At 68.3% G+C, this 25,373-nt stretch carries 27 protein-coding genes; 12 read left to right on the plus strand and 15 right to left on the minus strand.

What is annotated here, in order from left to right; genetic code table 11:
• Positions 1-17 precede the first annotated feature (17 nt).
• From DYE23_RS21760 to DYE23_RS21775, 4 genes are all read right to left on the minus strand, one after another.
• On the minus strand, positions 18-521 hold the full coding sequence (locus DYE23_RS21760) for an Rv1078 family RDD domain-containing protein (protein ID WP_115328140.1): 504 nt from the start codon (positions 519-521) through the stop codon (positions 18-20).
• A 75-nt stretch (positions 522-596) separates the two neighbouring features.
• Positions 597-1,607, minus strand: a complete 1,011-nt coding sequence (locus DYE23_RS21765) for a DUF2189 domain-containing protein (RefSeq protein WP_115328141.1) — start codon at positions 1,605-1,607, stop codon at positions 597-599.
• A 229-nt stretch (positions 1,608-1,836) separates the two neighbouring features.
• The gene (locus DYE23_RS21770; protein ID WP_011892932.1) at positions 1,837-3,231 is read right to left on the minus strand and encodes a cystathionine beta-synthase; all 1,395 of its coding nucleotides are present in this window, start codon (positions 3,229-3,231) and stop codon (positions 1,837-1,839) included.
• A gap of 29 nt (positions 3,232-3,260) precedes the next feature.
• Positions 3,261-4,331, minus strand: coding sequence for an alpha/beta hydrolase (locus DYE23_RS21775; RefSeq protein ID WP_115329067.1), 1,071 nt, complete (start codon positions 4,329-4,331; stop codon positions 3,261-3,263).
• 193 nt (positions 4,332-4,524) lie between these two features.
• Here DYE23_RS21775 and DYE23_RS21780 point away from each other — a divergent pair, with 193 nt between their 5' ends.
• Genes DYE23_RS21780 through purT form a run of 3 tightly spaced genes read left to right on the plus strand, consistent with a single transcriptional unit; the run spans position 4,525 to position 7,966 of the window.
• The gene (locus tag DYE23_RS21780; RefSeq protein WP_011892930.1) at positions 4,525-5,487 is read left to right on the plus strand and encodes an SGNH/GDSL hydrolase family protein; all 963 of its coding nucleotides are present in this window, start codon (positions 4,525-4,527) and stop codon (positions 5,485-5,487) included.
• Positions 5,488-5,523: 36 nt separating this feature from the next.
• Positions 5,524-6,741 carry an acetyl-CoA C-acetyltransferase gene (locus DYE23_RS21785; protein ID WP_115328142.1) on the plus strand — a complete coding sequence of 406 codons (1,218 nt, stop codon included), beginning with the start codon at positions 5,524-5,526 and terminating at the stop codon, positions 6,739-6,741.
• 22 nt (positions 6,742-6,763) lie between these two features.
• Positions 6,764-7,966, plus strand: a complete 1,203-nt coding sequence (gene purT / locus DYE23_RS21790) for a formate-dependent phosphoribosylglycinamide formyltransferase (protein ID WP_115328143.1) — start codon at positions 6,764-6,766, stop codon at positions 7,964-7,966.
• A 136-nt stretch (positions 7,967-8,102) separates the two neighbouring features.
• On the opposite strand, the gene DYE23_RS21795 is transcribed toward purT, so the two are convergent.
• Positions 8,103-8,960, minus strand: a complete 858-nt coding sequence (locus tag DYE23_RS21795; protein ID WP_011892927.1) for a Bax inhibitor-1/YccA family protein — start codon at positions 8,958-8,960, stop codon at positions 8,103-8,105.
• 175 nt (positions 8,961-9,135) lie between these two features.
• Here DYE23_RS21795 and DYE23_RS21800 point away from each other — a divergent pair, with 175 nt between their 5' ends.
• Genes DYE23_RS21800 through DYE23_RS21810 form a run of 3 tightly spaced genes read left to right on the plus strand, consistent with a single transcriptional unit; the run spans position 9,136 to position 12,671 of the window.
• Positions 9,136-10,182 carry an enoyl-CoA hydratase/isomerase family protein gene (locus DYE23_RS21800; protein WP_115328144.1) on the plus strand — a complete coding sequence of 349 codons (1,047 nt, stop codon included), beginning with the start codon at positions 9,136-9,138 and terminating at the stop codon, positions 10,180-10,182.
• Positions 10,179-10,952, plus strand: coding sequence for an enoyl-CoA hydratase (locus DYE23_RS21805; protein ID WP_011892925.1), 774 nt, complete (start codon positions 10,179-10,181; stop codon positions 10,950-10,952). Before DYE23_RS21800 ends, DYE23_RS21805 begins: the two co-directional genes overlap by 4 nt.
• A 9-nt stretch (positions 10,953-10,961) precedes the next feature.
• Complete coding sequence (locus tag DYE23_RS21810; protein WP_115328145.1) at positions 10,962-12,671, plus strand: alpha/beta hydrolase; 1,710 nt, start codon at positions 10,962-10,964, stop codon at positions 12,669-12,671.
• Here DYE23_RS21810 and DYE23_RS21815 read toward each other — a convergent pair.
• Both DYE23_RS21815 and DYE23_RS21820 read right to left on the minus strand, forming a co-directional pair.
• Complete coding sequence (locus tag DYE23_RS21815; protein ID WP_011892923.1) at positions 12,668-13,036, minus strand: rhodanese-like domain-containing protein; 369 nt, start codon at positions 13,034-13,036, stop codon at positions 12,668-12,670. The genes DYE23_RS21810 and DYE23_RS21815 overlap by 4 nt on opposite strands.
• Positions 13,036-13,554 carry a cysteine dioxygenase gene (locus DYE23_RS21820; protein WP_011892922.1) on the minus strand — a complete coding sequence of 173 codons (519 nt, stop codon included), beginning with the start codon at positions 13,552-13,554 and terminating at the stop codon, positions 13,036-13,038. The genes DYE23_RS21815 and DYE23_RS21820 overlap by 1 nt, the downstream gene beginning before the upstream one ends.
• Before the next feature lie 215 nt (positions 13,555-13,769).
• On the opposite strand from DYE23_RS21820, the gene lpqV reads away from it, so the two are divergent.
• Positions 13,770-14,207, plus strand: coding sequence for a lipoprotein LpqV (gene lpqV, locus DYE23_RS21825; RefSeq protein WP_115328146.1), 438 nt, complete (start codon positions 13,770-13,772; stop codon positions 14,205-14,207).
• Here lpqV and DYE23_RS21830 read toward each other — a convergent pair.
• Complete coding sequence (locus DYE23_RS21830) at positions 14,204-15,010, minus strand: ArsR/SmtB family transcription factor (protein ID WP_011892920.1); 807 nt, start codon at positions 15,008-15,010, stop codon at positions 14,204-14,206. The two genes, lpqV and DYE23_RS21830, sit on opposite strands and share 4 nt — an antisense overlap.
• Before the next feature lie 113 nt (positions 15,011-15,123).
• Here DYE23_RS21830 and DYE23_RS21835 point away from each other — a divergent pair, with 113 nt between their 5' ends.
• Positions 15,124-16,125, plus strand: a complete 1,002-nt coding sequence (locus DYE23_RS21835) for a patatin-like phospholipase family protein (RefSeq protein ID WP_011892919.1) — start codon at positions 15,124-15,126, stop codon at positions 16,123-16,125.
• On the opposite strand, the gene DYE23_RS21840 is transcribed toward DYE23_RS21835, so the two are convergent.
• From DYE23_RS21840 to DYE23_RS21850, 3 genes are read right to left on the minus strand one after another with little or no spacing between them, the layout of a single operon-like run.
• Entirely contained in the window at positions 16,114-16,980 is an 867-nt protein-coding gene (locus tag DYE23_RS21840; RefSeq protein ID WP_011892918.1) for a patatin-like phospholipase family protein, read from the minus strand. The genes DYE23_RS21835 and DYE23_RS21840 overlap by 12 nt on opposite strands.
• Positions 16,977-17,453 (minus strand): SRPBCC family protein, encoded by a 477-nt coding sequence (locus tag DYE23_RS21845; protein ID WP_011892917.1) that lies wholly within the window; start codon positions 17,451-17,453, stop codon positions 16,977-16,979. Before DYE23_RS21845 ends, DYE23_RS21840 begins: the two co-directional genes overlap by 4 nt.
• A 14-nt stretch (positions 17,454-17,467) precedes the next feature.
• Entirely contained in the window at positions 17,468-18,529 is a 1,062-nt protein-coding gene (locus DYE23_RS21850; protein ID WP_011892916.1) for an NAD(P)H-dependent amine dehydrogenase family protein, read from the minus strand.
• A gap of 169 nt (positions 18,530-18,698) precedes the next feature.
• Here DYE23_RS21850 and DYE23_RS21855 point away from each other — a divergent pair, with 169 nt between their 5' ends.
• Both DYE23_RS21855 and DYE23_RS21860 read left to right on the plus strand, forming a co-directional pair.
• Entirely contained in the window at positions 18,699-20,384 is a 1,686-nt protein-coding gene (locus tag DYE23_RS21855; RefSeq protein ID WP_115328147.1) for a serine/threonine-protein kinase, read from the plus strand.
• Between the two features lie 46 nt (positions 20,385-20,430).
• On the plus strand, positions 20,431-21,618 hold the full coding sequence (locus DYE23_RS21860) for a lipid-transfer protein (protein ID WP_011892914.1): 1,188 nt from the start codon (positions 20,431-20,433) through the stop codon (positions 21,616-21,618).
• A gap of 92 nt (positions 21,619-21,710) precedes the next feature.
• Here DYE23_RS21860 and DYE23_RS21865 read toward each other — a convergent pair whose 3' ends face one another.
• The 4 genes from DYE23_RS21865 to DYE23_RS21880 all read right to left on the minus strand — a co-directional run bounded on the left by DYE23_RS21865 (position 21,711) and on the right by DYE23_RS21880 (position 24,316).
• A complete protein-coding gene (locus DYE23_RS21865) occupies positions 21,711-22,775 on the minus strand; it encodes an MmpL3/TtfA transport complex stabilizer (protein ID WP_115328148.1) in 1,065 nt (354 codons plus the stop codon).
• A 448-nt stretch (positions 22,776-23,223) separates the two neighbouring features.
• Entirely contained in the window at positions 23,224-23,631 is a 408-nt protein-coding gene (locus DYE23_RS21870; protein WP_011892912.1) for an STAS domain-containing protein, read from the minus strand.
• 29 nt (positions 23,632-23,660) lie between these two features.
• A complete protein-coding gene (gene mbp1, locus DYE23_RS21875; RefSeq protein WP_011892911.1) occupies positions 23,661-23,894 on the minus strand; it encodes a microaggregate-binding protein 1 in 234 nt (77 codons plus the stop codon).
• An 83-nt stretch (positions 23,895-23,977) separates the two neighbouring features.
• Positions 23,978-24,316: an STAS domain-containing protein gene (locus tag DYE23_RS21880; protein ID WP_011892910.1), complete on the minus strand. Its 339-nt coding sequence runs from the start codon at positions 24,314-24,316 to the stop codon at positions 23,978-23,980.
• A 247-nt stretch (positions 24,317-24,563) separates the two neighbouring features.
• Here DYE23_RS21880 and DYE23_RS21885 point away from each other — a divergent pair, with 247 nt between their 5' ends.
• Both DYE23_RS21885 and DYE23_RS21890 read left to right on the plus strand, forming a co-directional pair.
• Positions 24,564-24,902: a DUF732 domain-containing protein gene (locus DYE23_RS21885; protein WP_115328149.1), complete on the plus strand. Its 339-nt coding sequence runs from the start codon at positions 24,564-24,566 to the stop codon at positions 24,900-24,902.
• Positions 24,903-25,039: 137 nt separating this feature from the next.
• Positions 25,040-25,330, plus strand: coding sequence for a hypothetical protein (locus tag DYE23_RS21890; protein WP_115328150.1), 291 nt, complete (start codon positions 25,040-25,042; stop codon positions 25,328-25,330).
• Positions 25,331-25,373 lie beyond the last annotated feature (43 nt).

The raw sequence follows: 25,373 nt of genomic DNA on the forward strand, positions 1-25,373 counted from the left end.
AGGCTAACCCTGCCGGTTCACCGCCGGGTGCCCAGGACCGTCCCCTGCACCGGTACGCAGACGGTGCCCATCAGCTTGTCGGCCAGGGTCTGGCGGCGGCGGTCCCACAACGGGAACAGGAACCCGATGCCCAACGGCACGGCGTCGACGACATGCACGAGCAGCCGCAGCATGGATCTGCCGAATCCGACTGCCTGCCAGGTCTTCTCGTCGACCATCCGGAAGCCCATGACCGATTTGCCGATACTGGCGCCGCGACGTCCCTGCCGGAGACCGAGGTTCCAGCAGAGGTACGCGACGGTCAGGAACACCATCAGCACACCGACGACATCGCCGGCCGGCGACCCGATCGCGGTGCACGCGACGCCGCCGTTGTCGTAGGTCACGCATTCGGTCGAGGCGGCGCCGATCGCCACCGACTCCCAGATCCCCCACCCGAGCATCACCGGGACCGCGTCGAGAATCCCCGCCGCGACCCTCCTCGTCCAGGACGTGTGCGGATTCCGTGCCGCCGTCCTCACGAAAGTTCCTCTCGTCCAACGCAATGTCGGCGTGCCCGGGGGCCCGGGCACGCCGACATCGGTGATGCTGAACCTCTACGGGGTGGCAGGAGCGACGTACCCGCCGGTCAACGTGCGGTACGCGTAGACCATGTAGAGCACCGCCAGGGGCACCGTCACGATCAGGCCGATGTAGCAGACGAACGACCCGACCGAGATCAGCACGTTGAAGATCAGCCAGGTGAGGAACACCTGCAGGAAATTGGCTTTGGCGACGGCGATACTCGCCTTGATGCCGTCGATCGCCGACAGGTTGCGGTCGACGATGAAGACCGTGGTGAACAACGCGAAGATCGACACGATCAGGCCCGGCACGATGCACAGCACGTAACCGATCGACGTCGCGATGCCGACGATCAGCGACGCGATGACCACCGCCCCGATGTTGCGCGGTTTGAAGAACGATCCGAACTCGACCTGCTGGCCGTTGGCGATGTCGAGCACACCGGCCATGTAGGCGGCCGAGATCGCCCCTCCCACAACGAAAAGCATGATGAGACCGAGGAACAGGATGATCGTCGCGGCCGGCCCCATGTCCAGCGACATGCCGGCGCCGTCCGCTCCCGAGTAGGACGTGTAGTCCGCCGGGAACAGGCTCGCGAGACCGAAGATGACCGCGCCGAGCACACCGATGACGAGGGCGTAGACAAGGGTCGGGACGATCAGCGGTACCGCGTTCTTGCTGAACTTGTTGAACGACCAGCTGAACGCGGCGCCGATGTCCAGCGACGGTGGACCGCCGACGGGCGGGTAGCCCTGCCCCGGCGGCGGGTAGCCACCGCCGAATCCGGCCGGCGGCATGCCGTATCCGCCGGGAGGCGGCGGGTAGCCTCCCTGGCCCGGAGGAGGCGGGTAACCGCCGGGCCCCGGGGGCGGCGGGTAGGCACCGCCGGGCGGGGGCTGCTGATATCCCCCCGCAGGCGGCGGGGGCGGGTAGCCGCACTCGGACGGCGGCGGGGGCGGGTAGCCGCCCTCGGACGGCGGCGGAGGCGGGTAGCCGCCCTGCGGCGGAGGCGGATAGCCGCCGGGGGGTGGATTCTCAGTCATCGATATCTCCTGATCTCGATCGCGGTCACAGCGGTACGACTGCCGCCATTATCTTGTCTGCAATGGCCGGACGCTGGGTGTCTCCCTCGACGGCGATGTCGGCGTGTCGGCAGGGACCGGTCGACGACCGACGCCCTTCGGTCGCACCGAACCGGGAGACGAGCGAGCCCACCTTATCCGAGGCGGGACCCCGAACTGGGCTTTCGCGGCATAATGACCGCACGGGCGGTCAGTGGCCCGGCGAGGAGTCGGACAGATATCCGAGCAGGTCGTGGCGGGTGAGCACGCCTGCCGGTTTGCCCTCCTCGACCACCATCACCGCGTCGCATTCGCGCAGCGTCTTGGCCGCCGCGCTGACGAGTTCGCCCGCGCCGATCAGCGGCAGCGGCGGGCTCATGTGCTGGGCGACCGCGTCGGCGAGCTTGGCCCGGCCCTCGAAGACCGCGGACACCAGATCGCGCTCGGACACGCTGCCGGCGACCTCACCGGCCATCACCGGCGGTTCGGCACCCACCACCGGCATCTGGGAGACGCCGTATTCGCGCAGGATGCCGATCGCGTCGCGGACCGTCTCCGACGGGTGCGTGTGGACCAGTGCCGGCAGCGCGCCGGACTTGCCGCGCAGGACGTCGCCGACGGTGGATTCCTGGACCGATCCGTCGAGCCTGGTGCGCAGGAACCCGTAGGACGACATCCATCCGTCGTTGAAGATCTTCGACAGGTAGCCGCGTCCGCCGTCGGGCAGCAATACCACCACCAGCGCGTCGGGGCCTTCCCGCTCGGCGACCCGGATCGCCGCGACCGCCGCCATGCCGCAGGAACCGCCAACAAGCAGCGCCTCCTCGCGTGCCAGCCGCCTCGTCATGTCGAAGGAGTCGGCGTCCGAGACGGCGATGATCTCGTCGGGCACCGACGGGTCGTACGCCGACGGCCAGAAGTCCTCACCGACGCCTTCCACCAGGTAGGGACGTCCGGTGCCGCCGGAATAGACCGACCCCTCGGGGTCGGCGCCGATGACCTTGACGCGGCCACCGGAGACCTCTTTGAGGTAGCGCCCGGCGCCGGTGATCGTGCCGCCGGTGCCGACGCCGGCGACGAAGTGGGTGATCTTGCCGTCGGTGTCGGCCCAGATCTCGGGGCCCGTGGTCTCGTAGTGGCTCTCCGGCCCCATCGGGTTGGAGTACTGGTCGGGTTTCCAGGCGCCGTCGATCTCCGAGACGAGCCGGTTGGAGACGGAGTAGTAGCTGGCGGGATCGTCGGGGGCGACGGCCGTCGGGCACACCACGACCTCCGCGCCGTAGGCCCGCAGCACGTTCTGCTTGTCCTCGCTGACCTTGTCGGGGCAGACGAAGATGCACTTGTACCCGCGCTGCTGGGCGACGATGGCGAGGCCGACGCCGGTGTTGCCGGACGTCGGCTCGACGATGGTGCCGCCGGGCTTCAGCTCGCCGCTGGCCTCGGCCGCGTCGATCATCTTGATCGCGATGCGGTCCTTGGAGCTGCCGCCGGGATTGAGGTACTCGACCTTGGCGACGACCGTGCCCGCGCCCGGGGGGACGACAGAGTTCAGTTGAACCAGGGGGGTGTTGCCGATGAGCTCACTGATGTGCCGGGCGATCCGCATGGGTCCATCGTGTCAGGCCCCGCGGGCAGCTACCAGGTGGCCTCTCGGATGTACTCGCCGATCTGCTTGATCGAGCGGCTCGCCTCCGGAACCATCGGCGCCCCGAGCTGGAAGACGTGCATCTGGCCGGGCCAGATGCGGACCTCGACGGGAACACCCGATGCGGCGAGCAGACGCGCGGCCTTACGGGCGTCACTGAGCAGCACCTCGGAGCCGGACACGTGGATCAGCGTGCGGGGCAGGCCGGGTTCGATGTGGTCGAGCGGCTCGTAGACCTCCTCCGGCGCGCCGTTGACCATGCGGCGGGACGCGGCCTCCTCGATGAGCTCGACGAGAGCGTGGAAAGCCTTGGGCGGGAACATCGAGTCGGTGCGGACGTTCGGGTGGTCCGCGCGCGCCTCGTTGTCGATCTCGAACAACGGGGACATCGTCACGACAGCGGCCGGCGTCTCCCCGACGTAACCGTTGATGCCTTCGGCCTGCAGCTTCTCGGCGAGCGCCAGCGCGAGGTAGCCGCCGGCCGAATCGCCGGCCAGCACGATCTGCTCGGGCTCATAACCGGTTTCGCGCAGCCACTTGTAGGCGTCGTAGCAGTCGTCGAGCGCCGTGCCCACGGAGTGCTTGGGGATCATCCGGTAGTTCACCACCAGCGCGGGCGCGTCGGCGCACCTCGACAGCGCGGTGACGAGGCGGCCGTGGGTGTTCACGCCACACGTCAGGAACGCCCCGCCGTGCAGGTACAGGATGACGGTGCGGTTTCCGTCGGCCGGCAGCACACCGGCGGCGCGAACGAGCTGCGCGGTGCAGTGCGGGAGTTTGATCGTCGCCCGCACGGTGCCGGGCGCGGGTTTGAGGACACGCGCGGCGAAGTCGACCAATCCCCACGGCCACGGGAGCTTGGGTGCGTAGCTACCGACGGTCAGGAACGGTTTGATGGTGGCCATCGCGGCCAGCCCGAGCACGCGGCCGGCAACGCTCGGCCCGTCTTCGACGACCTCGACCGGCGCCCCGTCAGAGACCGGGAATCGCCGCTGCTTACGGCCCCGAGCTGCGTTGATCGCAACATGAGGAGTCGCTGGGACCTTGCTGGGTGCCGTCATCGCCACCACTTCCTACGCCAATGTAGAACCGGGATAAGCCGAGTTACTCAGACCATCTCGCAACTTAGCTTCGCACGAGTAACCATTATCACAATTGGTTAAACGCTATTGGTACCGGAGTTGATACCGCACTGTGATCGCCGATCGCCCTCACCGCCCGGATATCGGGACGAATCCGCCCTAGACTCGCCCTGTGGGCATCCCGCGTCGTCGTTCGACGGTCGCCCTGGCGGCCGCAGCCACGCTTGCCTCGACAGGCACGGCGTACGTCGGGGCACGCAATCTGCTCACCGGCCAGGCCGATCAGGCCCGCCAGATCATTCCGAAGGCCTGGGACATTCCGCCGCGCGCCGACGGCGTGTACTCGCCGGGAGGCGGACCCGTCGAGCGTTGGCACCGCGGCGTCCCGTTCGATCTGCACCTGATGATCTTCGGCGACTCCACGGCGACCGGGTACGGCTGCACGGTGGCCGACGAGGTGCCCGGTGTGCTGATCGCGCGCGGGCTGGCCGAGGAGTCCGGTAAGCGGATCCGCTTGAGCACCAAGGCCATCGTCGGCGCCACCTCGAAGGGCCTGTCGGGTCAGATCGACGCGATGTACGTCGCGGGCCCGCCGCCGGACGCCGCGGTCATCATGATCGGCGCCAACGACATCACCAAGCCGAACGGCATCGGCCCGTCGGCGCGTCGGCTCGGCCGGGCGGTACGACGGCTCCGCGGCAGCGACGCCGTCGTCGTCGTCGGCACCTGTCCCGATTTCGGCGTCATCACCGCGATCCCCCAGCCGCTGCGCTGGGTGGCGCGCAGCCGCGGGCTGCGCCTCGCGCACGCGCAGGCTGCGGCCGTGCGCGCCGCCGGAGGCGTCCCGGTGCCGTTCTCGGATCTGTTGGCGCCGCATTTCTACAAGACGCCGGAGCTGCTGTTCTCCCCCGACATGTTCCATCCGTCGGCGGCGGGATACGAGCTGGCGGCCACCCAGTTGCTGCCCGCGCTCTGCGAGGAGCTCGGCGAGTTCATCACCGGCGAACCGCTGGCCGAGGCGCTGGAGTCGAGGACCGGCGAGGGCACCTCCCTGTTGTCCCGGGTCAGCGGGCTGACCAGGTTGTGGCGCCGCTCCACCGGGGTCCCCGCGCCGATCGTCGTGGCCGCGGGCTAGTTTTCTTGCAACACGTTATTGACCCGAGGAGTCGTCATGCCCGAAGCCGTCATCGTCGCCACCGCACGTTCACCCATCGGCAGGGCCAACAAGGGCTCGCTGGTGTCGATGCGTCCCGACGATCTCGCCGCCCAGATGGTCCGCGCGGCGCTGGACAAGGTGCCGTCGCTGGACCCGCGCGACATCGACGACCTGATGATGGGCTGCGCGCAGCCCGCCGGTGAGGCCGGCTACAACATCGCTCGGGCCGTCGCCGTCGAGCTCGGCTACGACTTCCTGCCCGGCACGACCGTGAACCGGTACTGCTCGTCGTCGCTGCAGACCACGCGGATGGCGTTCCACGCGATCAAGGCCGGCGAGGGCCACGCGTTCATCTCGGCCGGCGTCGAGACGGTGTCGCGGTTCGGCAAGGGTGCGGCCGACGGCGCGCCGGACTCGAAGAACCCGATCTTCGCCGACGCGCAGGAGCGGTCGGCCAAGGCGGCCGAGGGTGCCGAGGAATGGCACGATCCGCGCGAGGACGGGCTGCTGCCCGACGTCTACATCGCGATGGGCCAGACCGCCGAGAACGTCGCGGCGTTCACCGGAATCAGCCGTGAGGACCAGGACCACTGGGGCGTGCGTTCGCAGAACCGCGCGGAAGAGGCGATCAACAGCGGCTTCTTCGACCGCGAGATCGTGCCGGTGACGCTGCCCGACGGAACCGTGGTGTCCAAGGACGACGGGCCGCGCGCGGGTACCAGCTACGACAAGATCAGCCAGCTCAAGCCGGTGTTCCGGCCCAACGGCACGATCACCGCCGGCAATGCGTGCCCGCTCAACGACGGCGCCGCCGCGGTCGTCATCATGAGCGACACCAAGGCCAAGGAACTCGGCCTGACCCCGCTGGCGCGCATCGTCTCCACGGGTGTGTCGGGCCTGTCGCCCGAGATCATGGGCCTGGGCCCCATCGAAGCCGTCAAGAAGGCGCTCGCCAACGCGAAGATGAGCATCTCCGACATCGACCTCTACGAGATCAACGAGGCGTTCGCGGTGCAGGTGCTCGGCTCGGCCCGTGAGCTCGGCATGGACGAGGACAAGCTCAATGTGTCCGGCGGCGCGATCGCGCTGGGTCACCCGTTCGGCATGACCGGCGCCCGCATCACCGCGACGCTGCTCAACAACCTCGCCACCCATGACAAGACGTTCGGCATCGAGTCGATGTGCGTCGGCGGCGGGCAGGGCATGGCGATGGTCGTGGAGCGGCTCTCCTAACGCGCCCTACAATGCCGTTCCGATGACCACCATCGGAACGGCGCTGTCACCGCGCGCCACGAAAGTCATGCTGCTCGGCTCCGGTGAGCTCGGTCGCGAGGTTCTGATCGCGCTGCAGCGCCTCGGCGTCGAGACCATCGCTGTCGACCGCTACGCCAACGCGCCCGGCCAGCAGGTCGCCCACCACGCGCGCACGATCGCGATGACCGATCCCGAGCAGTTGCGGGCGCTGATCGAGGCCGAACGGCCCGACCTGGTGGTGCCCGAGATCGAGGCCATCGCGACCCCGGCTCTCGAAGCGCTCGAGGCCGAGGGCGTGGCCACGGTGATCCCGACGGCCCGCGCCGCACGGCTGACCATGGACCGTGAGGGGATCCGTCGCCTCGCGGCCGAGACGCTGGGTCTGCCGACCAGCCCGTACCGGTTCTGCGACTCGCTGGAGGAACTGCGGGCCGCCATCGACGGCACCGTCGGCTACCCGTGCGTCGTCAAACCCGTGATGAGCAGCTCGGGTAAGGGGCAGTCGAAAATCGACGGCCCCGAGGACGTCGCACCCGCCTGGGAGTACGCGATGTCGGGCAGCCGGGTCTCCAACACCCGCATCATCGTCGAGGGGTTCGTCGACTTCGACTACGAGATCACGCTGCTGACGGTGCGGGCCCGCGGCGCTTCGGGCGAAGTCCAGACGCAATTCTGTGAGCCCATCGGGCATCGGCAGGTCAGCGGTGACTATGTCGAGAGCTGGCAACCGCATCCGATGCCGTCGACCGCCCTGGACCGGTCGCGGCAGATCGCGAAGGCGGTGACCGAGAACCTCGGCGGACAGGGCATCTTCGGCGTGGAGCTGTTCGTGAAGGGCGACGACGTGTGGTTCAGCGAGGTCAGCCCGCGCCCACACGACACCGGCATGGTCACGATGGTCACGCAGTGGCAGAACGAGTTCGAGTTGCACGCGCGGGCGATCCTGGGCCTGCCGGTGGACACGACGCTGAAGTCGCCGGGCGCCAGCGCGGTGATCTACGGCGGGGTGGACGCCGAGGGTGTGGTGTTCGACGGCGTCGATCGGGCACTGGCGGTGCCGCACACCGATATCCGGCTGTTCGGCAAGCCGGAGAGTTTCGTCAACCGGCGGATGGGCGTCGCCCTGGCCTTCGCCGACGACGTCGACACCGCGCGCCGCAATGCCGCCGAGGCCGCGAGCCGGGTCACGCCGCGGGCGGTGTAGCGCTACGCCGAGCGTGCGTCCAGATCGCCGATTCTCGAAATCTCGGCGCGCTGAGCGCACGCTCGCGGAGTAGGCCCACCCGCAGACGCGAAAAAGGGCGCCCACACGCGTGGACGCCCTTTCTCTGGGGGTACTGCTAGTCGTTGTTGAAGTAGCTCAGCAGACGCAGGATCTCGAGGTACAGCCAGACCAGGGTCACGGTCAGGCCGAGCGCGATGCCCCAGGCCGCCTTCTCCGGCGCGCCGGCGCGGACCATCTGGTCGGCGGCGTCGAAGTCGATCAGGAAGCTGAACGCGGCCAGGCCGATGCACAGCAGCGAGAAGCCGATGGCGAGCATGCCACCGTCACGCAGGCCGAGGCCCGCGCCGCCACCGACGCCGAAGAGCGCCAGCACCAGGTTGAGCAGCATCAGCGCGACGACACCGAACAGGCCGGCAACGATCATGCGGGTGAACTTCGGGGTGACGCGGATGGCGCCGGTCTTGTAGACCACGAGCATGCCGAAGAACACGCCCAGCGTGCCGACGATCGCCTGCGCGATCATGCCGACGCCGCCGACAGAGACGATGTTGGCGAGCACGAAGGAGATCGCACCGAGGAACAGTCCCTCGAGTGCGGCGTAGCTCAGCACGATCGCCGGGTTGTCCTGCTTGCGCCCGAACGTGGCGACGAGGACCAGCGCGAGACCGCCGAGCGCACCCACCAGGGTGAACGGCATCGCCAGACCGACGTTGCCGCTGACGAGGAAGTACGACACGACCGCGACGGCCGTCAGGACGCCGAGCGTCATGCCGGTCTTCATCACGACGTCGTCGATTGTCAGCGCACGGGAGACGCCGCGCTGCTGCTGGTCCGGATACTGCTGTGAGGTGTACGGATCGGCGTGGACCGCCTGCGCACCGTAGCCGGCGGCGGCTCCCGTACCGAATTGCGCGTAACCGCCCTGCTGCTGCTTAGGCAGTGAGCGGAATACCGGGTTGCTGCTTTCGCGCACCGTCGGTTCCTTTCGTATCTCGCGTGGTCTCGCCTTGTGACGATCACAAGGTGAACGTCTGTCCTTCCCGGGCGGTTCCCGTCGGACGGAAAAATCCGCCGCGGCCTCCCAGGCCATTCACAGGAAACCTTACCCGGGCATGCCTTCGGTCGGGCGACGATCTACATTGCATTCCGTGGACGAAAACGAGGATGTCCTAGTAACCGTAGCCAACGGGATCGGTCGCATCACGCTGAACCGGCCCAAGGCGATCAACTCGCTGACCCATCCGATGGTCACCGCGATCGACGCGACGCTCAAAACCTGGCAGACCGACGACTCGGTGACGGCGGTCCTCGTCACCGGCGCCGGGGAGCGCGGGCTGTGCGCCGGCGGCGACGTCGTCGCGATCTATCACGACGCGAAGGTCCGAGGTGCGCAGACCAGACGGTTCTGGCACGACGAGTACCTGCTGAACTCCTACATCGGGCGCTACCCGAAGCCCTATGTCGCGATCATGAACGGCATCACCATGGGTGGCGGCGTCGGGATCAGCGCACACGGCAGCGTCCGGGTGGTCACCGAGACGACGAAGATGGCGATGCCCGAGGTGGGCATCGGGTTCATCCCCGACGTCGGCGGCACGTTCATCCTGTCCAGGACGCCGGGGCTGCTCGGAGTGCACGCGGCGATGACGGGCGCACCCTTCTCCGGCGCTGACGCGATCGAGATGGGATTCGCCGACCACTTCGTGCCGCAGGACCAACTGGAGGCGTTCGTCGCCGCGGTCGAGGCCGACGGTGTCGACGCGGCGGTCGCGGCCCACGCCCAGCAGCCCCCGCCCAGCCCGCTCTCGGCACACCGGGAGTGGATCGACAGCTGCTACGCCGCCGGGACGGCCGACGACATCGTCTCCGCACTGCGCGCGCACGGCGCCCAACCGGCGACGGACGCGGCCGACCTGATCGCGTCGCGTTCCCCGGTGGCGGTGTCCGTCGCGCTGGAAGCGGTCCGCCGGGCCGCCGGGCTCGCCACACTGGAGGACGTGCTGCGTCAGGAGTTCCGGACCTCGATCGCGGCGCTGCGTTCCCACGATCTCGTCGAGGGCATCCGCGCGTTGCTCATCGACAAGGACAAGAACCCCCAGTGGTCACCCGCCACGTTGGCCGACGTGACCGCCGCAGACATCGAGGCGTACTTCGTCTCCGCGGACCCTGACATCAACTTCGAGGAGCAGTCATGACTTTCGAGACCATCCTGGTCGACCGCGACGACCGCGTCGCGACGATCACGCTGAACCGGCCGAAGGCGCTCAACGCGCTCAACACCCAGGTGATGAACGAAGTCACCACGGCCGCAGCCGAGCTCGATGCCGAGCCCGGCGTCGGCGCCATCATCGTCACCGGAAGCGAGAGGGCGTTCGCGGCAGGGGCCGACATCAAGGAGATGGCCTCGCTGTCGTTCGCCGATGTCTTCTCCTCCGACTTCTTCGCCGCGTGGGGCAAATTCGCCGCCACCCGCACCCCGACGATCGCCGCGGTGGCCGGTTACGCGCTGGGCGGCGGCTGCGAGCTCGCGATGATGTGCGACATCCTGATCGCCGCCGACACCGCGAAGTTCGGGCAGCCCGAGATCAAGCTCGGCGTGCTGCCCGGCATGGGCGGATCGCAACGGCTGACGCGCGCGATCGGCAAGGCCAAGGCGATGGACCTGATCCTGACCGGCCGCAACATGGACGCCGAGGAGGCCGAGCGCGCGGGCCTGGTCTCACGCGTCGTTCCGGCGGACTCGCTGCTGTCGGAGGCCAAGGCCGTCGCACAGACGATCGCGGGGATGTCGCTGTCGGCATCGCGGATGGCCAAGGAGGCCGTCGACCGGGCATTCGAGACGACACTGTCCGAAGGCCTGCTGTATGAGCGCCGGTTGTTCCACTCGGCGTTCGCCACCGACGACCAGACCGAGGGGATGAACGCGTTCAGCGAGAAACGTTCGCCGAACTTCACCCATCGCTAGAGTTCATGCGTGACCACCGGTGAAGCCCCCGCCGAGGCGCTCGAAGAGACGCCTGCGCCCGTCCCCGAGGCGCCGTCCCGGCGCGGTTGGTGGATCCGGCGCTACACGTTCACCGGTACCGCGGTCGGTCTCGTCTTCCTCTTCCTGTCGCTGACACCGTCGCTGCTGCCGCGCGGCCCGCTGTTCCAGGGCCTGGTCAGCGGCGGTGCGGGCGCGATCGGTTACGCCCTCGGGGTGTTCGGCGTGTGGCTCGTGCGTTTCATGCGCTCCAAGGACACGTCGCCGCCGGCGCCGCGGTGGGCATGGCCGACGCTCGTCACGGTCGGCCTGATCGGGCTGATCGTGATGGTGTTCCGCTTCCACAGTTGGCAGGACGACGTCCGGGACCTGATGGGGGTTCCCCGGCTCACGTTCTGGGATTACCCACTGGCGGCGGCGATCTCGGTGGTCACACTGTTCCTGTTCGTCGAGATCGGTCAGCTGGTCGGCAGGCTGGTGCGCTTCCTGGTGCGGCAGGTCGACCGCGTCGCGCCCCCGAGGATCGCGGCCGTGGTCGTCGTCGCCTTGTTGCTCGCGCTCACCATCGCGCTGCTCAACGGCGTCGTGGTGCGCTTCGCGATGAGCACCATCAACAGCACCTTCGCCTCGGTGAACGACGAGACCGATCCGGATAACCCTGCGCCCCAATCGGTTCTGCGATCCGGAGGGCCCGAGTCGTTGGTCAGCTGGGAGTCGCTCGGGCACCAGGGACGGGTGTTCGTCGCCAACGGGCCGACGGTCGACGAGCTGACCTCGTTCAACGGCAGCCCCGCCACCGAGCCGATCCGCGCCTACGCCGGGCTGAACTCCGCGGACGGCATCAAGGAGACCGCGGCCCTGGCCGCGCAGGAACTCCAGCGCACCGGTGGGCTCCAGCGGGCGGTCGTCGCGGTCGCGACCACGACCGGAACCGGGTGGATCAACGAGGCGGAAGCCTCTGCGCTGGAGTACATGTACAACGGCGACACCGCGATCGTGTCGATGCAGTACTCGTTCCTGCCGAGTTGGCTGTCGTTCCTCGTCGACAAGGAGAACGCCCGGCAGGCGGGTCAGGCCCTGTTCGAGGCCATCGACGCGCTGGTCCGCGAGATGCCCGAGGCGCAGCGGCCGAAGCTGGTGGTGTTCGGCGAGAGCCTCGGATCGTTCGGCGGGGAGGCGCCTTTCCTCGCGCTGAACAACCTGATCGCCCGTACCGACGGCGCACTGTTCAGCGGGCCGACGTTCAACAACACGATCTGGGAGGACCTCACCCGCAACCGGGATCCCGGTTCGCCGGAGTGGCTGCCGATCTACGACAGGGGCGAGAACGTCCGGTTCGTCGCCGATCCGGCCGACTTCGCCCGGCCGCAGGATCCGTGGGAGCAGCCGCGGGTGGTGTATCTGCAGCACGCGTCGGATCCGATCGCGTGGTGGAACACCGATCTGCTGTTCACCAAACCGGACTGGCTGCGGGAGGCACGGGGTTCCGATGTCTCGCCCGACATGGAGTGGATCCCGGTCGTGACGTTCCTGCAGGTGTCGGCCGACATGGCGGTGGCCGTCGACGTGCCCGACGGTCACGGGCACGTCTATGTGCGCAACGTCGCCAACGCGTGGGCGGCGATCCTGGAACCACCCGGCTGGACGCCGGAGAAGACCGAGAAGCTGCGCACGATGCTGCGCAGCGACGAGAACTCCTAGTTCAGAACCGCTTTGAGGGCGTGATAGCCGCCGATCACATCGGTGGCACGGTGCAGGCCCAACTCCTGGAGTGACGCCGCCGCGAGACTGGACGTATATCCCTCGGAGCACAACACGACCCATTCGACGTCGTCGCCGACGGCGTGCGGGATGCGGGCGTCGCTGGTGGGGTCGCACCGCCACTCCAGCACGTTGCGTTCGATGATCAGCGCCGCGGAGATCTCACCCTCCGTGGCGCGCTGCGCCGCGGGCCGGATGTCGACGAGCACCGCGCCTCGCGCCAGAGCGTCGGGCACCTCGTCGGCCGTCAGCCGGGTGAGCCTCGCTCGTGCCCGGTCGAGGACGGCGTCGATACGGCTGGTCATCAGTCGCCCTCCGGCTTGTCGGTCAGTTGGGTGCGCTTGCGCCGCAACGTGTTGCGATCGGTGACGTCGTAATACGACATCGCGGTCAACGGAGGCGAATAGGCGTGCACGCTCAGGGTCGGCGCCGGCGCGATCCCTCCAACGGTGACGCCGTCTCGGGCCCAGACGACGTCGTGAACCCACCCGAGCGGAAACGCGGCCTGGTCGCCGGCAACCAATCGGCGGTCCCGCAACGCGCTTCCGTCCCAGCGTGTTTCACGCAGGGCCCCGGACACCACGGTCAGCGCGCCGAGCGATCCGCCGTGGTCGTGGAGTTCGGTCGAGCAGTCCGGGACCCAGCTGATCAGCCACACGTCGAGTTCCTCGTTGCCGTGCAGCCGGGTGAACCACCGTTCGGTGGTCGGCGGCCCGCCCGCGGGAAGGACATGGTCGTAGTCGCCACCGAGAATGTCGTCGGCGAAGCGGTCGGTGACGTGCAGCAGGTCGGCTGGGCGCAGACGCGTGGGGGCCAGGGCCATTAGAGAACTCCAGGGAGACAGACAGACGAACGGATCAGGGGGCAGGCGGTCAGGCCTGACAACACTCCTGATTTCGCGTCACGTCGGTCACCGGGCAAGTGTTCCACAGGGGCGAGTCGGATCGCCACCGCCGCGAATTAATCTCACCGTGAATCTGGAAAGCCCCAGTTGGGCCCTCGCCACCTCCCTCGACGGCCGTTGCATAGATTGGCGGGATGCGCCCGAATCTGCGTCCCCTGCTCAGCGCCGGCGGCGCCGCCGCCCTGCTGGTCGTCGCCGCCTGCTCGTCGGGCACCGAAGCCCCATCGACGTCGACGGGGCCCGCGACGCCGACCTCGAGCTCGGAGGCGGTGACGACCCCAGGGGCCCCGGCCGCACCCGGGATGTCACCGGACGGGGTGACGACTGCGGTCGACGCACCGGCGGAGTCCACCGAGGACGACTACTTCCAGGCCTGCCGGGCCGCCAGGGCCTGGATGGACCAGCAGGGCGGTGACCCGCGCTCGCAGATCGAGCCGTATCTGAAGACGGTGCAGAGCGAGCAGACCGCCGGCCCGGGGACGTTCGGCGAGCGCTGGTCCGACCTGTCCCCCGGTCAGCAGTCCGCGGTCATCGTCGCCGTCGAGGCGGCGGCCGACGCGTTGTGCGGCTAGGCGCCCACCGCCACCCGGTCGAGCTCGAGATGGGTCTTGAGGTCGGACAGCTTCGACGGCCACCCACCTGAGACCAGCTCGCGCACAATGCTTTCCGATGGGAAACCGGTGTGGGTGACGGTCAGCTTGACCCTGCCGTCCTCGACGGACTCGATGTCGAAGACGACCTGCGAACGCGGTTCGGCGGCGGCCCGTTCGATCACGTCCTCAGAGAGTCCCACCGTCGTGAGGTCCTTCGTGAAGGTGTGGAACGTGAACGCGAGCCGCCGGTAGGGCTCACACTCGAGGATCACCTGCTCGGGGCTGGTGATGGACAGATCGCCGTCGCGCCATGCGAATGTCGAGCCGACCTGCCAGTCGGAGACAAGTCCGTGGCCCATGTAGCGCTCGGAGAACGCCGGATCGGTGACGGCCTGCCACAATCGCTCCGGGGTGGTCCTGATGTAGGTCGTGTAGACGAAGTCGGCCGCTGCCGAATGGGTGTTGTCTGCCATGGGATTCCGCTCCAATGCTGTTTTCAGGTCCGCGAGCGTCTGGGCCCGCATCCGGTCGTAGTGGTTGATCCAGCGGTCGGCGATGGCGTTGATGGGTTCGGCGTTGAGGTAGTGCAATTTCTCCCTGCCCTGCCACACGATGCTCACGAGGTTGGCGTCCTCGAGCACCTTGAGATGCTTGCTGACCGACTGCCGGGCCATGTCCAGCCCGGCACACAGTTCCCGAAGACTCTGCCCGTTGCGGGCGTTCAAGTTGTCGAGAAGTCTGCGCCGACTGGGGTCGGCGAGCGCGCGGAACACCTCGTCCATGCCTCTAGTTCTCCCACATATGCAGCCTTGTGGCTACATGTCCGACATTAGGCAGCCGCACGGCTGCATGTCAAGAGGCCGCCGACCGCCCCGGGGTGCGCCAGAATGGATCCATGCGGGTCGCACTGGCTCTGGGAAGCGGTGGGGCGCGCGGCTATGCCCACATCGGGGTCCTCAACGAGTTGCGCGAACGCGGCCATGAGGTCGTCGGTATCGCCGGGTCCTCGATGGGAGCGCTCGTCGGGGGCCTGGAGGCCGCGGGTAAGACCGATGAATTCACGTTGTGGGCAACGTCTTTGACCCAACGCGCGGTGTTACGACTCCTCGACCCGTCCATCTCGTCGCCCGGGGTGCTGCGGGCCGAGAAGATCCTGGAGTCCGTCCGGGACATCCTGGGCGAGGTCACCATCGAGGATCTGCCCATTCCGTACACCTCGGTGGCCACGGATCTGATCACCGGCAAGTCGGTCTGGATGCAGCGCGGACGGGTCGACGACGCGATCCGCGCGTCGATCGCGATTCCGGGGTTGATCACCCCGCATGTGCTCGGCGGTCGCCTGCTCGCCGACGGGGGGATCCTCGATCCGTTGCCGATGGCGCCGATCGCCGCCGCCCCCGCCGACATCACCATCGCCGTCAGCCTCTCGGGTGAGGACCCCGCCGTCGACCGCCGCATGCAGGACCTCCGGCAGCCGACCACGGACTGGCTCAGCCGCATGTGGCGGTCCAGTTCGTCGCTGCTCGACACGAAGGCCGCACGATCCCTGCTGGAGACACCTACCGGGCGCGCGGTGCTCGGCCGATTCGTGGCGGCCGACGACGAGCCCATCGACGCACCGCCCGAGGTCGTCAAGCACGACTCCGCCGACGCGACGGGCGTTCCCGAACTGCCCAGGCTGGGAAGCTTCGAGGTGATGAACCGCGTCATCGACATCGCCCAGTCGGCGCTGGCACGCCACACGCTGGCCGCCTATCCCCCGGACCTGCTCATCGAGGTCCCCCGCACGGTGTGCCGCAGCCTCGACTTCCACCGCGCGCACGAGGTGATCGAGATCGGACAGGAACTCGCCAGTGCGGCGCTGGAGGCGCTGGACCCGGAACCGTCAGAGGCCTGACAGGAAATCGGCGACGCGCGCCGCCTCGCGCCGGCCCTGGACGCGTCCCGCCTCGGCCGCCGGTGCCCGGCACGCGGGGTCGAGCGGGTTGGGCCCGAAGGCCGCCAGCGCGTCGTCATCGGCGAACACCGCCAGCGCCTCCCCCGGGAACGCCTCGATCTCGGCCGCGGTCCCCGCGCCCCACGGCGAGGGGCTGTCAGCCGGGGAGGGCACCAGCGCCACCGCGGCCGCGCAGTCCACGGCGGCGGACATGTTGACGGTACTGCCGACCCCGCCGTCCATGAACCGCCGTTCCCCGATCGTCACCGGCGGCCAGACGCCCGGCACCGCGCAACTGGCGGCGACGGCGTCGACCAGCGTGACCCCCGACGACGCGTCGAGTACGACGAGTTCCCCGGTGGCGATGTCGATCGCGGTGACCCGCAGGATGCGCGCGGGCCAGTCGTGCGACGGCAGCCGGTGTTCGATGACCTTGCGCCGCACCGCTTCACCGACAGTGTCGGTGCCTGCGGCCACAGCGCCGATCTTCTGCAGCTTCTGCTCCCTGGTGGCGTCCGGGATCGTCATCGCCTTCAGGAAGAGGTCGGTGATCGCGTCGATCGAGACTCCGGGGTGGATCTCATGCGCGCCATGGGATTCCGAGCGCTGCCGCTCGAACAACTCGGTCAGCCCCATCCCACTGCCCAACTGCGCGGCCACCGTGGATCCGGCGGACGTGCCGACAAGGACGTCGGAGTCGAGCAACTGCCGGCCGACCTCGGGGGCCTCCTCGAGGATGCCGAGCAATACCCCGGTCTCCCAAGCGATTCCGGCGAGCCCACCGCCGGCGAGGACGAGTGCGCGCGTCCCGCTCATCGGCGCAGCAGTTCGTTGGAGAGTTGCTCGAGGCTCACCCGGGCGAAGCCGCGCCACAACCGGGCGAACCCTGGCATCGCCAGTCCCGCCACCGCATTCCTGGGGTACACGGTCCAGCGCCACGTCACCTCGGTTCCGGTGCCGACCGGACTGAAGTGCCACTGCCCGTCGATGTGATCGACCAGTGGAGCGAGCGGGCCGGTCACGCCCGACAGGGTGTAGCCGAATGCGCGGGGCGGGTCGAGCAGAGTCAGTTCTTCGCGCATCGATCCGCCGCCGACCTGCACGACGGTGCGGGTCTGGCCGACCGTCCCCCAGTCCCCGGTCTGGTCGCGAACCTGCTTGACCGGGGAGATCGGACCGTACCAACGGCTGAACAGGGTCGGTAGCGGCATCGGCAGCGTGTGCCGGAACGCGGTGTCGACGTCGACGGGTATGGCCCGCGACTGCTCCATGACATGGGCGGTGGGCATACCGCGATGGTAGGTCAGCTTCCGGTGCGTGCCCGGTCCGGGGCGGCCTTGCCGCTGATCAACGGAAGATCGAGGTAGGTGGCGATCCCCGGTGCGGCGGCGCATACCGCGGGCACCGAATTCACACAGTGCGCCGCGGTCCCGACGACGCCGTATTCGGGCCCTTCCCCGCCGATGTCGGATTGAAATCCCTTGACCGACACGGTGAAATCGGGATTGCCCCGGACCTCCATCTCGTACCGCTGTCCCTCTGGGCCGAACGACCAGGCCGGTTCGAGGTTTTCCTCCCCCATCAGCCAGTTGACCGTGACGCGCACGACGGGTTGACCGCCGACGAGCGCCTCCCAGTGGAATTTGCGGCCGGCGACCTGGCCCGGCAGGATCTGCCCCATCGGTGAGTCGATCGGCGCCGTCGCCACGGCGATCTCCTGCGTCGCCCTCACCTTGGGGTCGGCCGCGAAACCCAGTTGGTCGACCACCATCCGGACGGCCTGGATGAAGCCGGAGTCCAGCATCTTCTGCATCGGCCCGGTGAGAGCCTTGTCGGGTGTCTCGCCGAAACCCATGACGTGGCGCAGGACGTCGGGCGCTTCGTAGGTCCGCAGATCCGAATACTCCTCGGCGCGCACGAAGGTCACACCGGTGGACATCGCCGACAGCATCAGTGGGAACTTCTCACTGATTCCGCCGGGGGCGATTCCGGTGCCGTGCAGAGTGGCGTCACCGGCCAGCGCCGCCTCCCGCAACGGTGCGCCGCTGCGCTCACTGGGATAGAGCCAGCCGACGGGCGTGACGACGTTCTTGCCGGACTTCAGCAGGGCCACCACCTCCTCGGTGTCGGCGATCAACGGCGAGTAGATGACGGCGTCGGCGTCCAGCGACAGGATCTCGTCGATGCTGTCGGTCGCCACCACTCCGAGTGGCGCGGTGCCGACGATGTCGCCGACGTCGCGTCCGGCCTTGGCCTTCGAATGCACCCAGCAGCCGACCAGTTCGAGCTCGGGGTGCGCGAGAACACCGTGGATCGCGGCGATCCCGACACCGCCGGTCGCCCATTGCACGACGCGCAGCGCCATCTCGTCTCCTCCCGGCAGCCCCCGAACTAGAACACGTTCTATTCACATGTACACCAGCGCCGGTCCCACCCGTAGCCGAAACTCCGATTTCGCTCTCCGTTGCGCTGTGCGGCCGAATCCACGGGATTAGTGTGTGTTCGCCGGACGATCTCTGAGCCAAGGAGCCGCCATGACCGATCCCCAGCACGGTTCCCGCGTCGGCTCTCAAGTCGGGCCGTACCGGCTGCAACGGTTGCTCGGTAAGGGCGGCATGGGTGAGGTCTACGAGGCCTACGACACCGTCAAGGACCGTGTCGTCGCGTTGAAGCTGTTGCCGGAGTCCGCTTCCCACGACCCGGTGTTCCGCAAGCGACTGCAACGCGAGGCCCATGCAGCCGGTCGCTTGCAGGAACCGCACGTCGTGCCGATCCACGACTACGGCGAGATCGACGGGCTGCTGTTCGTCGACATGCGGATGATCGACGGCGTGGATCTGCGCAGGATCCTCAAGGAGCAGGGCGCGATGTCTCCCGCGCGGGCGACCGCGATCGTCAGACAGATCGCCTCGGCGCTCGACGCCGCGCATCGGGCCGGCATCATGCACCGGGACGTCAAACCGGAGAACATCCTGGTCACCCGCGACGACTTCGCGTACCTGGTGGACTTCGGAATCGCGAATGCGGCCACCGACGAGTCACTCACCGAACTCGGCACCGCCGTCGGCACGTACGCCTACATGGCGCCGGAGCGCTTCGCCGCGGGCGAGGTCACCCACCGCGCCGACGTGTACGCGCTGACCTGCGTGCTCCACGAATGCCTCACCGGCACACAGCCTTTCGAGGGTGACAGTGTCAGCGTCGTCATCACCGCGCACCTCAACCAGCCGGTGCCCCGGCCCAGCAGCCTGCGGCAGGGCATCCCGGCGGGGCTCGACGAGGTGATCGCCCGCGGTATGGCCAAACGGCCCGAGGACCGTTTCGCGTCGGCGGGCGAACTGGCCGATGCGGCCACCGACGCGCTGACCCGCGCCGAACAGGATCAGGCGGCGTCGATCCTGCAGCGCAGCCAGGCCGCCACCATGATGGCGCCGCTGCCGCCCCCTCCACCGCCGCCACCCCCACCGCCTCCACCGCAGTTCGCGGCGACGCCGCCGCCCGGCGGTGCCGCGACGTATCAGGGTGGCTATCAACCCCCGCCGCCGCCCGGGTGGGGGCCGCCACCGGTGCCGCCGGGCCGTCCCGGCGGTTCGGGTGGTTCGAAGGGGCCGCTGATCGCAGTGGTGGCCGGCGCCGTCGTGCTGCTCGTGCTCGCCGCGGTCGGCATCTGGCTGGTGACGAAGTCCGACGACCCGGGGAGCACGACGGCGTCCCCGACGAGTTCGTCCGCGGCGCCGACGACGTCGCGGGAACCGACGCGGCGCACCAGGACGACCACGTCCGCGCCGCCGGCGACGGGGTCCTACGACCAGCAGCTGATGGCGATGCTGTCGGGCGGCCACGACGGGTCGAACTGCGAGCCGGTCAGTCCGCCGGCCCAGACCGCCGTCGCGACGGTGGACTGCACACAGAACACCAACCCGGGCGGGCCCGCCTTCACCCGCTACTCGCTGTTCGCCGACCGTGGTGCGCTCGACGCGGCGTTCGACGAAGCGATCCGGGTGAACTCCGAGCTGTTGGAATGCCCGGGCAGCGGCGTCGACTCACCGACCACGTGGCACTACACCGAGACCCCTGACCAGGTTGTCGGCCAGGTCGCCTGCGGCACCTACAACGAGAACCCCGACATCGTCTGGACCAACGACGAGAAGCTGTTGCTCGCCGATGCGCAGAGTCCCAACCTGGAGGATCTGCACGACTGGTGGTTGGAGTTCGGCTAGTCCGCGCTACCGTGCCGTTGATACGCAACGTGGCGAAAGGGACGTGATGAACAGGGTGTTCGTGGTCGGTGTCGGGATGACGAAGTTCGAGAAGCCCGGCCGGATGGAGAATTGGGACTACCCCGACATGGCGCGCGAGTCGGGCACCAAGGCGCTCGAGGACGCCGGGATCGCCTACTCCGAGATCCAGCAGGGTTACGTCGGTTACTGCTCGGGCGACTCGACGTCGGGTCAGCGGGCGCTCTACGAACTCGGGATGACCGGCATCCCGATCGTCAACGTCAACAACAACTGCTCCACCGGTTCGACCGCGCTTTACCTTGCCGCCCAATCGATCCGCGGCGGGCTGGCCGACTGTGTGCTGGCGCTGGGCTTCGAGAAGATGCAGCCCGGCTCGCTCGGCGGCGGGGCGCAGGACCGGGAGTCCCCGCTGGGACGGCACGTCAAGGCGCTGTCGGAGATCGACGAATTCGCCTTCCCCGTCGCACCGTGGATGTTCGGCGCCGCCGGCCGCGAGCACATGAAGAAGTACGGCACCACCGCAGAGCATTTCGCGAAGATCGGGTTCAAGAATCACAAGCATTCGGTCAACAACCCGTATGCGCAGTTCCAGGATGAGTACTCCCTGGACGACATCCTCGCCGCGAAGATGATCTCCGATCCGCTGACCAAGCTGCAGTGCTCGCCGACCTCGGACGGATCGGCCGCGGTGGTGCTGGCGAGCGAGGACTATGTGGCCCGCCACGATCTCGCCGGGCAGGCGGTCGAGATCGTCGGACAGGCGATGACCACCGACTTCGCGTCGACGTTCGACGGCAGCGCCGCCAACATCATCGGCCATGACATGAATGTCAAGGCGGCACAACAGGTGTACTCGCAGTCAGGGCTGGGCCCCGAGGACTTCCAGGTGATCGAGCTGCACGACTGCTTCTCGGCCAACGAGCTGCTGCTCTACGAAGCGTTGGGACTGTGCGGGCCCGGCGAGGCGCCGAGGCTGATCGACGACAACGACACCACCTACGGCGGCCGGTGGGTCGTCAACCCGTCCGGTGGACTGATCTCGAAGGGGCATCCGCTGGGTGCGACCGGCCTGGCCCAGTGCAGCGAACTGACCTGGCAGCTGCGGGGCACCGCCGACAAGCGGCAGGTCGACGGCGTGACCGCTGCGCTGCAGCACAACATCGGGCTCGGTGGCGCCGCGGTGGTCACCGCCTACCAGCGCGCCGAGCGGTAGTCGCCTTTCCCCGCGAGCAGACGCATACTCGGGCGCGTCACGGCGTGTCGCTGCGAGTTTGCGTCTGCTCGCGACAGAAAAAAGCAGTGGTGTCAGACGCCGGCCGGCTGCAGCGCGCGCGTCGCAGTCTGCGCGATCGGGTCGGTCGCGAGGAAGTGCGGGTACAGGGCCTCGATCGACGACTCCACCGAGAGCACGCTGACCCCGCCCGAGTAGTCGGCGATGTACAGCCGGGTGCCGTCCGCGCTCTGCGTGACGCAGGACGGGCGCGCCTCGGCCGTGAGCGAATCGCTGACCTCGAGGGACGAGGTGGAGACGACGGCGACGCGGTCGTAGTCGACGACGTAGGCGCGCGTCTGGTCGGCGCTCATCACCAGCTGGGTGGGCGCACCGCCGAGAGTCGTCGCCTCGGTGACCTTCCACGTCGCCAGATCGACGACGTGGATCGCGCCGCCGACCGCACGGTCGGAGGTCAGCGCGTACAACGCACCGGCGGCGTAACCGAGGTCCCGGATCGGCGAACCGATCGGCACCACGCGACTCACCCGCGAGGTCTCGGTGCCGACGACGATCAACCTGCTGCCCTCGGTGTCGGTCACCGCCAGATACATCCGCTTGCCACCGGGATCGACGCTCATCGCGTCGATGTTGGCGGCGGGGCCGCGACCGATGTCGATCGTCCCGACCCGCTCGGCGGTCACGTCGATGACGGCCACGTCGACGCGGTCGCGCACGCAGCGGCCGGCGTACACACGCTTGCCGTCCGGGCTGACCGCGAGAGCGGTGACACCGAACGCCAGCGGATAGGTCTTGATGAGAGTGCGGCTGTCGAGGTCGACGACGGCCACCGCGTCATGGCCGGCGGCGGCGATACCGACATACGCGCGGCCGTCGGCCACGGCGACGGCCTGCGGTTCTCCGTCCACGACCACCGTGTCGACAACGGTCAGCGTGCTCGGGTCGAGCAGCGACACACTGTCGTCGCCGGGGTTGGCGATCGCCACGACGCCGTCGGTCGTGGCCATGTCGCCGATCGGGCCCCGCTGCACGCGGACCACCCGCTCGCGCACGATGTCGCCGCGAACGGTGTCCTCAGCGCTACTACGGTTGTGCACGTTGTGCATCACATGCCCCGTGGGCATTGAAAAGTTAGCCATAATCCTGGGTACCTCCGCCGGTAATCAACTACCTGGCACTAGATTCCGGACCTCTGACGGCCGTTCGCCCCCGGCGCGGGGGCGGTCTGATTCGAGTGTAGCGACGCGAAATCAAGGTCACCGCAAGGGAAATGCGCCACCGGGCGAATATGCGGCGACGTTCTCAGAAAGTACTTAACAAACTCTTGGTTATTGTTTCGTGATGTTGTGTCAGCAATCGGCGAACAGCACGTGAACAGCAGCGATGACCCTGCGGCAAGCCACTTGCGGGAATGTGAGAAACACCATTTAAGGGAATTCTCTTAGCTTCGGCGGGGCAAAGTGAGGGGTAGATCACACCGCGACACGTCAGCAAATCTTCGCGGTGCCGGCGAGTCGACGGCGGCAAAGCGCAAGGTCGGGGACACACATCGGCATCGACGACGCCGGGGTGTTCGCTGAAACGCGATCAGGCCGGCTTCACGCCGCGGACCGACGCGATGTCCTGCAACGGGATGAGGCCCTCGGGATCACACAGTTTGACCACTCGCGACACGGCCGGACTGGGCACCACACACCAGGTGACGTCCTCGCGCGCGAGGTGGGCGCTGATCGCGTACAGCGCAGATGCGCCGTCGAACGCCAGGAAGCTGACTTCGGTGAGGTCCAGCACCAGCGCCGCCGAGCCCCCGGCCATCTCGCGAACCGTGTGCGCGAAGTGTTTGGCGTTGAGGGCGTCGACTTCTCCCCGGACGGACACGGTGACGCATTTCTGCGCACCGCGGCCTTCCGTCCTGCAGGCGACAGCCAGCGCTGTCGAGGCTATGGCGAAGCTCCGACAGTCGGCCGATCTGCTGTGAATCGACGTGACGGTCATCGCAGGCCAATCTACCTGCGCAACCGCAACTACTGCTCGGCTTTCTGCCGCTCCTCGTTCGCCTTGGCGGCGGCGCGCGCGCTCTCGGCCTCCGCTTCCTTCTGGGCCGCTTCCCGCTGGGCGTCGGCCTTGTCCTGCTGGGCTTCGCCTTCGCGCTGGAGGTCGTCGCGGCCGGTGACCACCCCGATCACCTCCTTGGCCTTGCCTTTCACGCCCTCAACGGCGCCTTTGACGGCTTCTTCGGGACCGGAATTGTCACCCATCGAGCGCTCCTCCTCGGCAGCGTGATCACGTCAGAGCCCTGTGTTCCCCGCCCGTCGCCGGGACAAACTCGGTTGTCTCGGGCTCAGCCTGCGAGATCTGCCAGAGCGACGTCGAGTGACGGGTACAGGTCGACGTAGTCGGTGATCCCGGTGATCTTCAACGGCCTGCTGGTCGCGGGTCCGTCGGCGACTACCGCGAACCGGGTGTCGCCGTCGAGACCTTTTCGGGTCTCCATCAGCACCTGCATGCCGGCCGACCCGAGGAAGTCCACCGAGGTCAGGTCGACGACAAGACCGGACGGCCTGCGCCGCGCAGCTGCGGCGACGGCCTCCTGCAACTGCGGTGCCGTCAGCATGTCGATGGCTCCGACCGCCGCGACGATCACCACGCCGTCGACCTCGCGTTCGGTGAATTGCTGCACGTCTGTGGCCTCATCTCGTCGTGTGCGCCCGATGCGGTCGCACAATTCGTCGAAGGCTGCAGTCTGAACCCGGTGCCGGCTGGCGGCGACCGGTACAGGGTAGCGAAGTCCCCGCACGCGGGGCAGCGCAGCCGCCGCGTGCGCTGCCGACCTCCGCCGACGATCAGCGGCCTGACCCGCTGCGCAAATCCCGGGCGACCCGCCGCGGCACAGCTACCATCCGCACAGACATCTCACAGGAGGCTCCATGCGCGCCCACCACTTCCGGTCGTCGATCGTCGCCGCGGCAGCAATGTCGGTCGCCGTCCCGGCGGCCCACGCCACGGACGCCGACGCCCAGTTCCTCGCGGTGGTCGCCGAACTCGGGCTGCGGTTCGATACTCCGCAGGAGGCGACCGAGGCCGGCGACAACGTCTGCGACATCGTCGCCGAGGGCACCGCCAACGGCTTCGACCCGGCGCGCATCCGCGCCGCGATCGTCGACTCCCTGCTGACCGACGGCGTGAACCAGGATCAGGCGGTGCGGCTCATGGTCGCCGCCGTCGGCGCGTACTGCCCCACGTACAACGGCGTCGTCGCGGGCTGACGCGGGGCGCTGACTGCGCCCCGTTTCTCCACCGTTTCTCCACGTGAACTCCAAGCTTCGCGGGGCGCACGGCGTGACGATGGTGTCACTCAATCCGCTGCGCCACACCCGTGACGCACACATCCAGGAGTCACACCATGAACACCTTCGTCACCGCAGGTCTGCTGCCGTTCGGCGCCCTGCTGATCCTCGCCGCTCCCGCGCACGCCGAGCCCGCGTCGACGACCATCGACGGACTTCGGGCGCAGGGCCTCGACGTGCGCGTCGACCGGGTCGGCAGTGCGCCCCTCGACGAATGCACGGTCTCGGCCGTGCGCGCATTGCCCGCCCCCGCACAGCCCTTCCTCGTCAACGACGATGACGACATCAACGTCTTCACCATCACGCCGAAGCAGAAGGTCGCGGTGTCCCTCGACTGCGCGGGCTAGACCCAGCCTGAACGGCCGCCGCCCGGCGGCGGCCGTCTAGGTT

The sequence above is a fragment of the Mycolicibacterium gilvum genome (genome assembly GCF_900454025.1).
In the GTDB taxonomy this organism is placed as follows: domain Bacteria; phylum Actinomycetota; class Actinomycetes; order Mycobacteriales; family Mycobacteriaceae; genus Mycobacterium; species Mycobacterium gilvum.

Bases quoted from the DNA above. Each gene is read 5' to 3' on its own strand.
- DYE23_RS21870 (WP_011892912.1), bottom strand. From the start codon at position 23,631: ATGACCGTCACGTCGATTCACAGCAGATCGGCCGACTGTCGGAGCTTC.
- DYE23_RS21860 (WP_011892914.1), top strand. From the start codon at position 20,431: ATGAACAGGGTGTTCGTGGTCGGTGTCGGGATGACGAAGTTCGAGAAG.
- DYE23_RS21890 (WP_115328150.1), top strand. From the start codon at position 25,040: ATGAACACCTTCGTCACCGCAGGTCTGCTGCCGTTCGGCGCCCTGCTG.
- DYE23_RS21830 (WP_011892920.1), bottom strand. From the start codon at position 15,010: ATGGACGAGGTGTTCCGCGCGCTCGCCGACCCCAGTCGGCGCAGACTT.
- DYE23_RS21855 (WP_115328147.1), top strand. From the start codon at position 18,699: ATGACCGATCCCCAGCACGGTTCCCGCGTCGGCTCTCAAGTCGGGCCG.
- DYE23_RS21835 (WP_011892919.1), top strand. From the start codon at position 15,124: ATGCGGGTCGCACTGGCTCTGGGAAGCGGTGGGGCGCGCGGCTATGCC.
- DYE23_RS21820 (WP_011892922.1), bottom strand. From the start codon at position 13,554: ATGGCCCTGGCCCCCACGCGTCTGCGCCCAGCCGACCTGCTGCACGTC.
- DYE23_RS21845 (WP_011892917.1), bottom strand. From the start codon at position 17,453: ATGCCCACCGCCCATGTCATGGAGCAGTCGCGGGCCATACCCGTCGAC.
- DYE23_RS21815 (WP_011892923.1), bottom strand. From the start codon at position 13,036: ATGACCAGCCGTATCGACGCCGTCCTCGACCGGGCACGAGCGAGGCTC.
- DYE23_RS21765 (WP_115328141.1), bottom strand. From the start codon at position 1,607: ATGACTGAGAATCCACCCCCCGGCGGCTATCCGCCTCCGCCGCAGGGC.
- DYE23_RS21775 (WP_115329067.1), bottom strand. From the start codon at position 4,331: ATGACGGCACCCAGCAAGGTCCCAGCGACTCCTCATGTTGCGATCAAC.
- DYE23_RS21840 (WP_011892918.1), bottom strand. From the start codon at position 16,980: ATGAGCGGGACGCGCGCACTCGTCCTCGCCGGCGGTGGGCTCGCCGGA.
- lpqV (WP_115328146.1), top strand. From the start codon at position 13,770: ATGCGCCCGAATCTGCGTCCCCTGCTCAGCGCCGGCGGCGCCGCCGCC.
- purT (WP_115328143.1), top strand. From the start codon at position 6,764: ATGACCACCATCGGAACGGCGCTGTCACCGCGCGCCACGAAAGTCATG.
- DYE23_RS21865 (WP_115328148.1), bottom strand. From the start codon at position 22,775: ATGGCTAACTTTTCAATGCCCACGGGGCATGTGATGCACAACGTGCAC.
- DYE23_RS21770 (WP_011892932.1), bottom strand. From the start codon at position 3,231: ATGCGGATCGCCCGGCACATCAGTGAGCTCATCGGCAACACCCCCCTG.
- DYE23_RS21785 (WP_115328142.1), top strand. From the start codon at position 5,524: ATGCCCGAAGCCGTCATCGTCGCCACCGCACGTTCACCCATCGGCAGG.
- DYE23_RS21885 (WP_115328149.1), top strand. From the start codon at position 24,564: ATGCGCGCCCACCACTTCCGGTCGTCGATCGTCGCCGCGGCAGCAATG.
- mbp1 (WP_011892911.1), bottom strand. From the start codon at position 23,894: ATGGGTGACAATTCCGGTCCCGAAGAAGCCGTCAAAGGCGCCGTTGAG.
- DYE23_RS21850 (WP_011892916.1), bottom strand. From the start codon at position 18,529: ATGGCGCTGCGCGTCGTGCAATGGGCGACCGGCGGTGTCGGGATCGCC.
- DYE23_RS21805 (WP_011892925.1), top strand. From the start codon at position 10,179: ATGACTTTCGAGACCATCCTGGTCGACCGCGACGACCGCGTCGCGACG.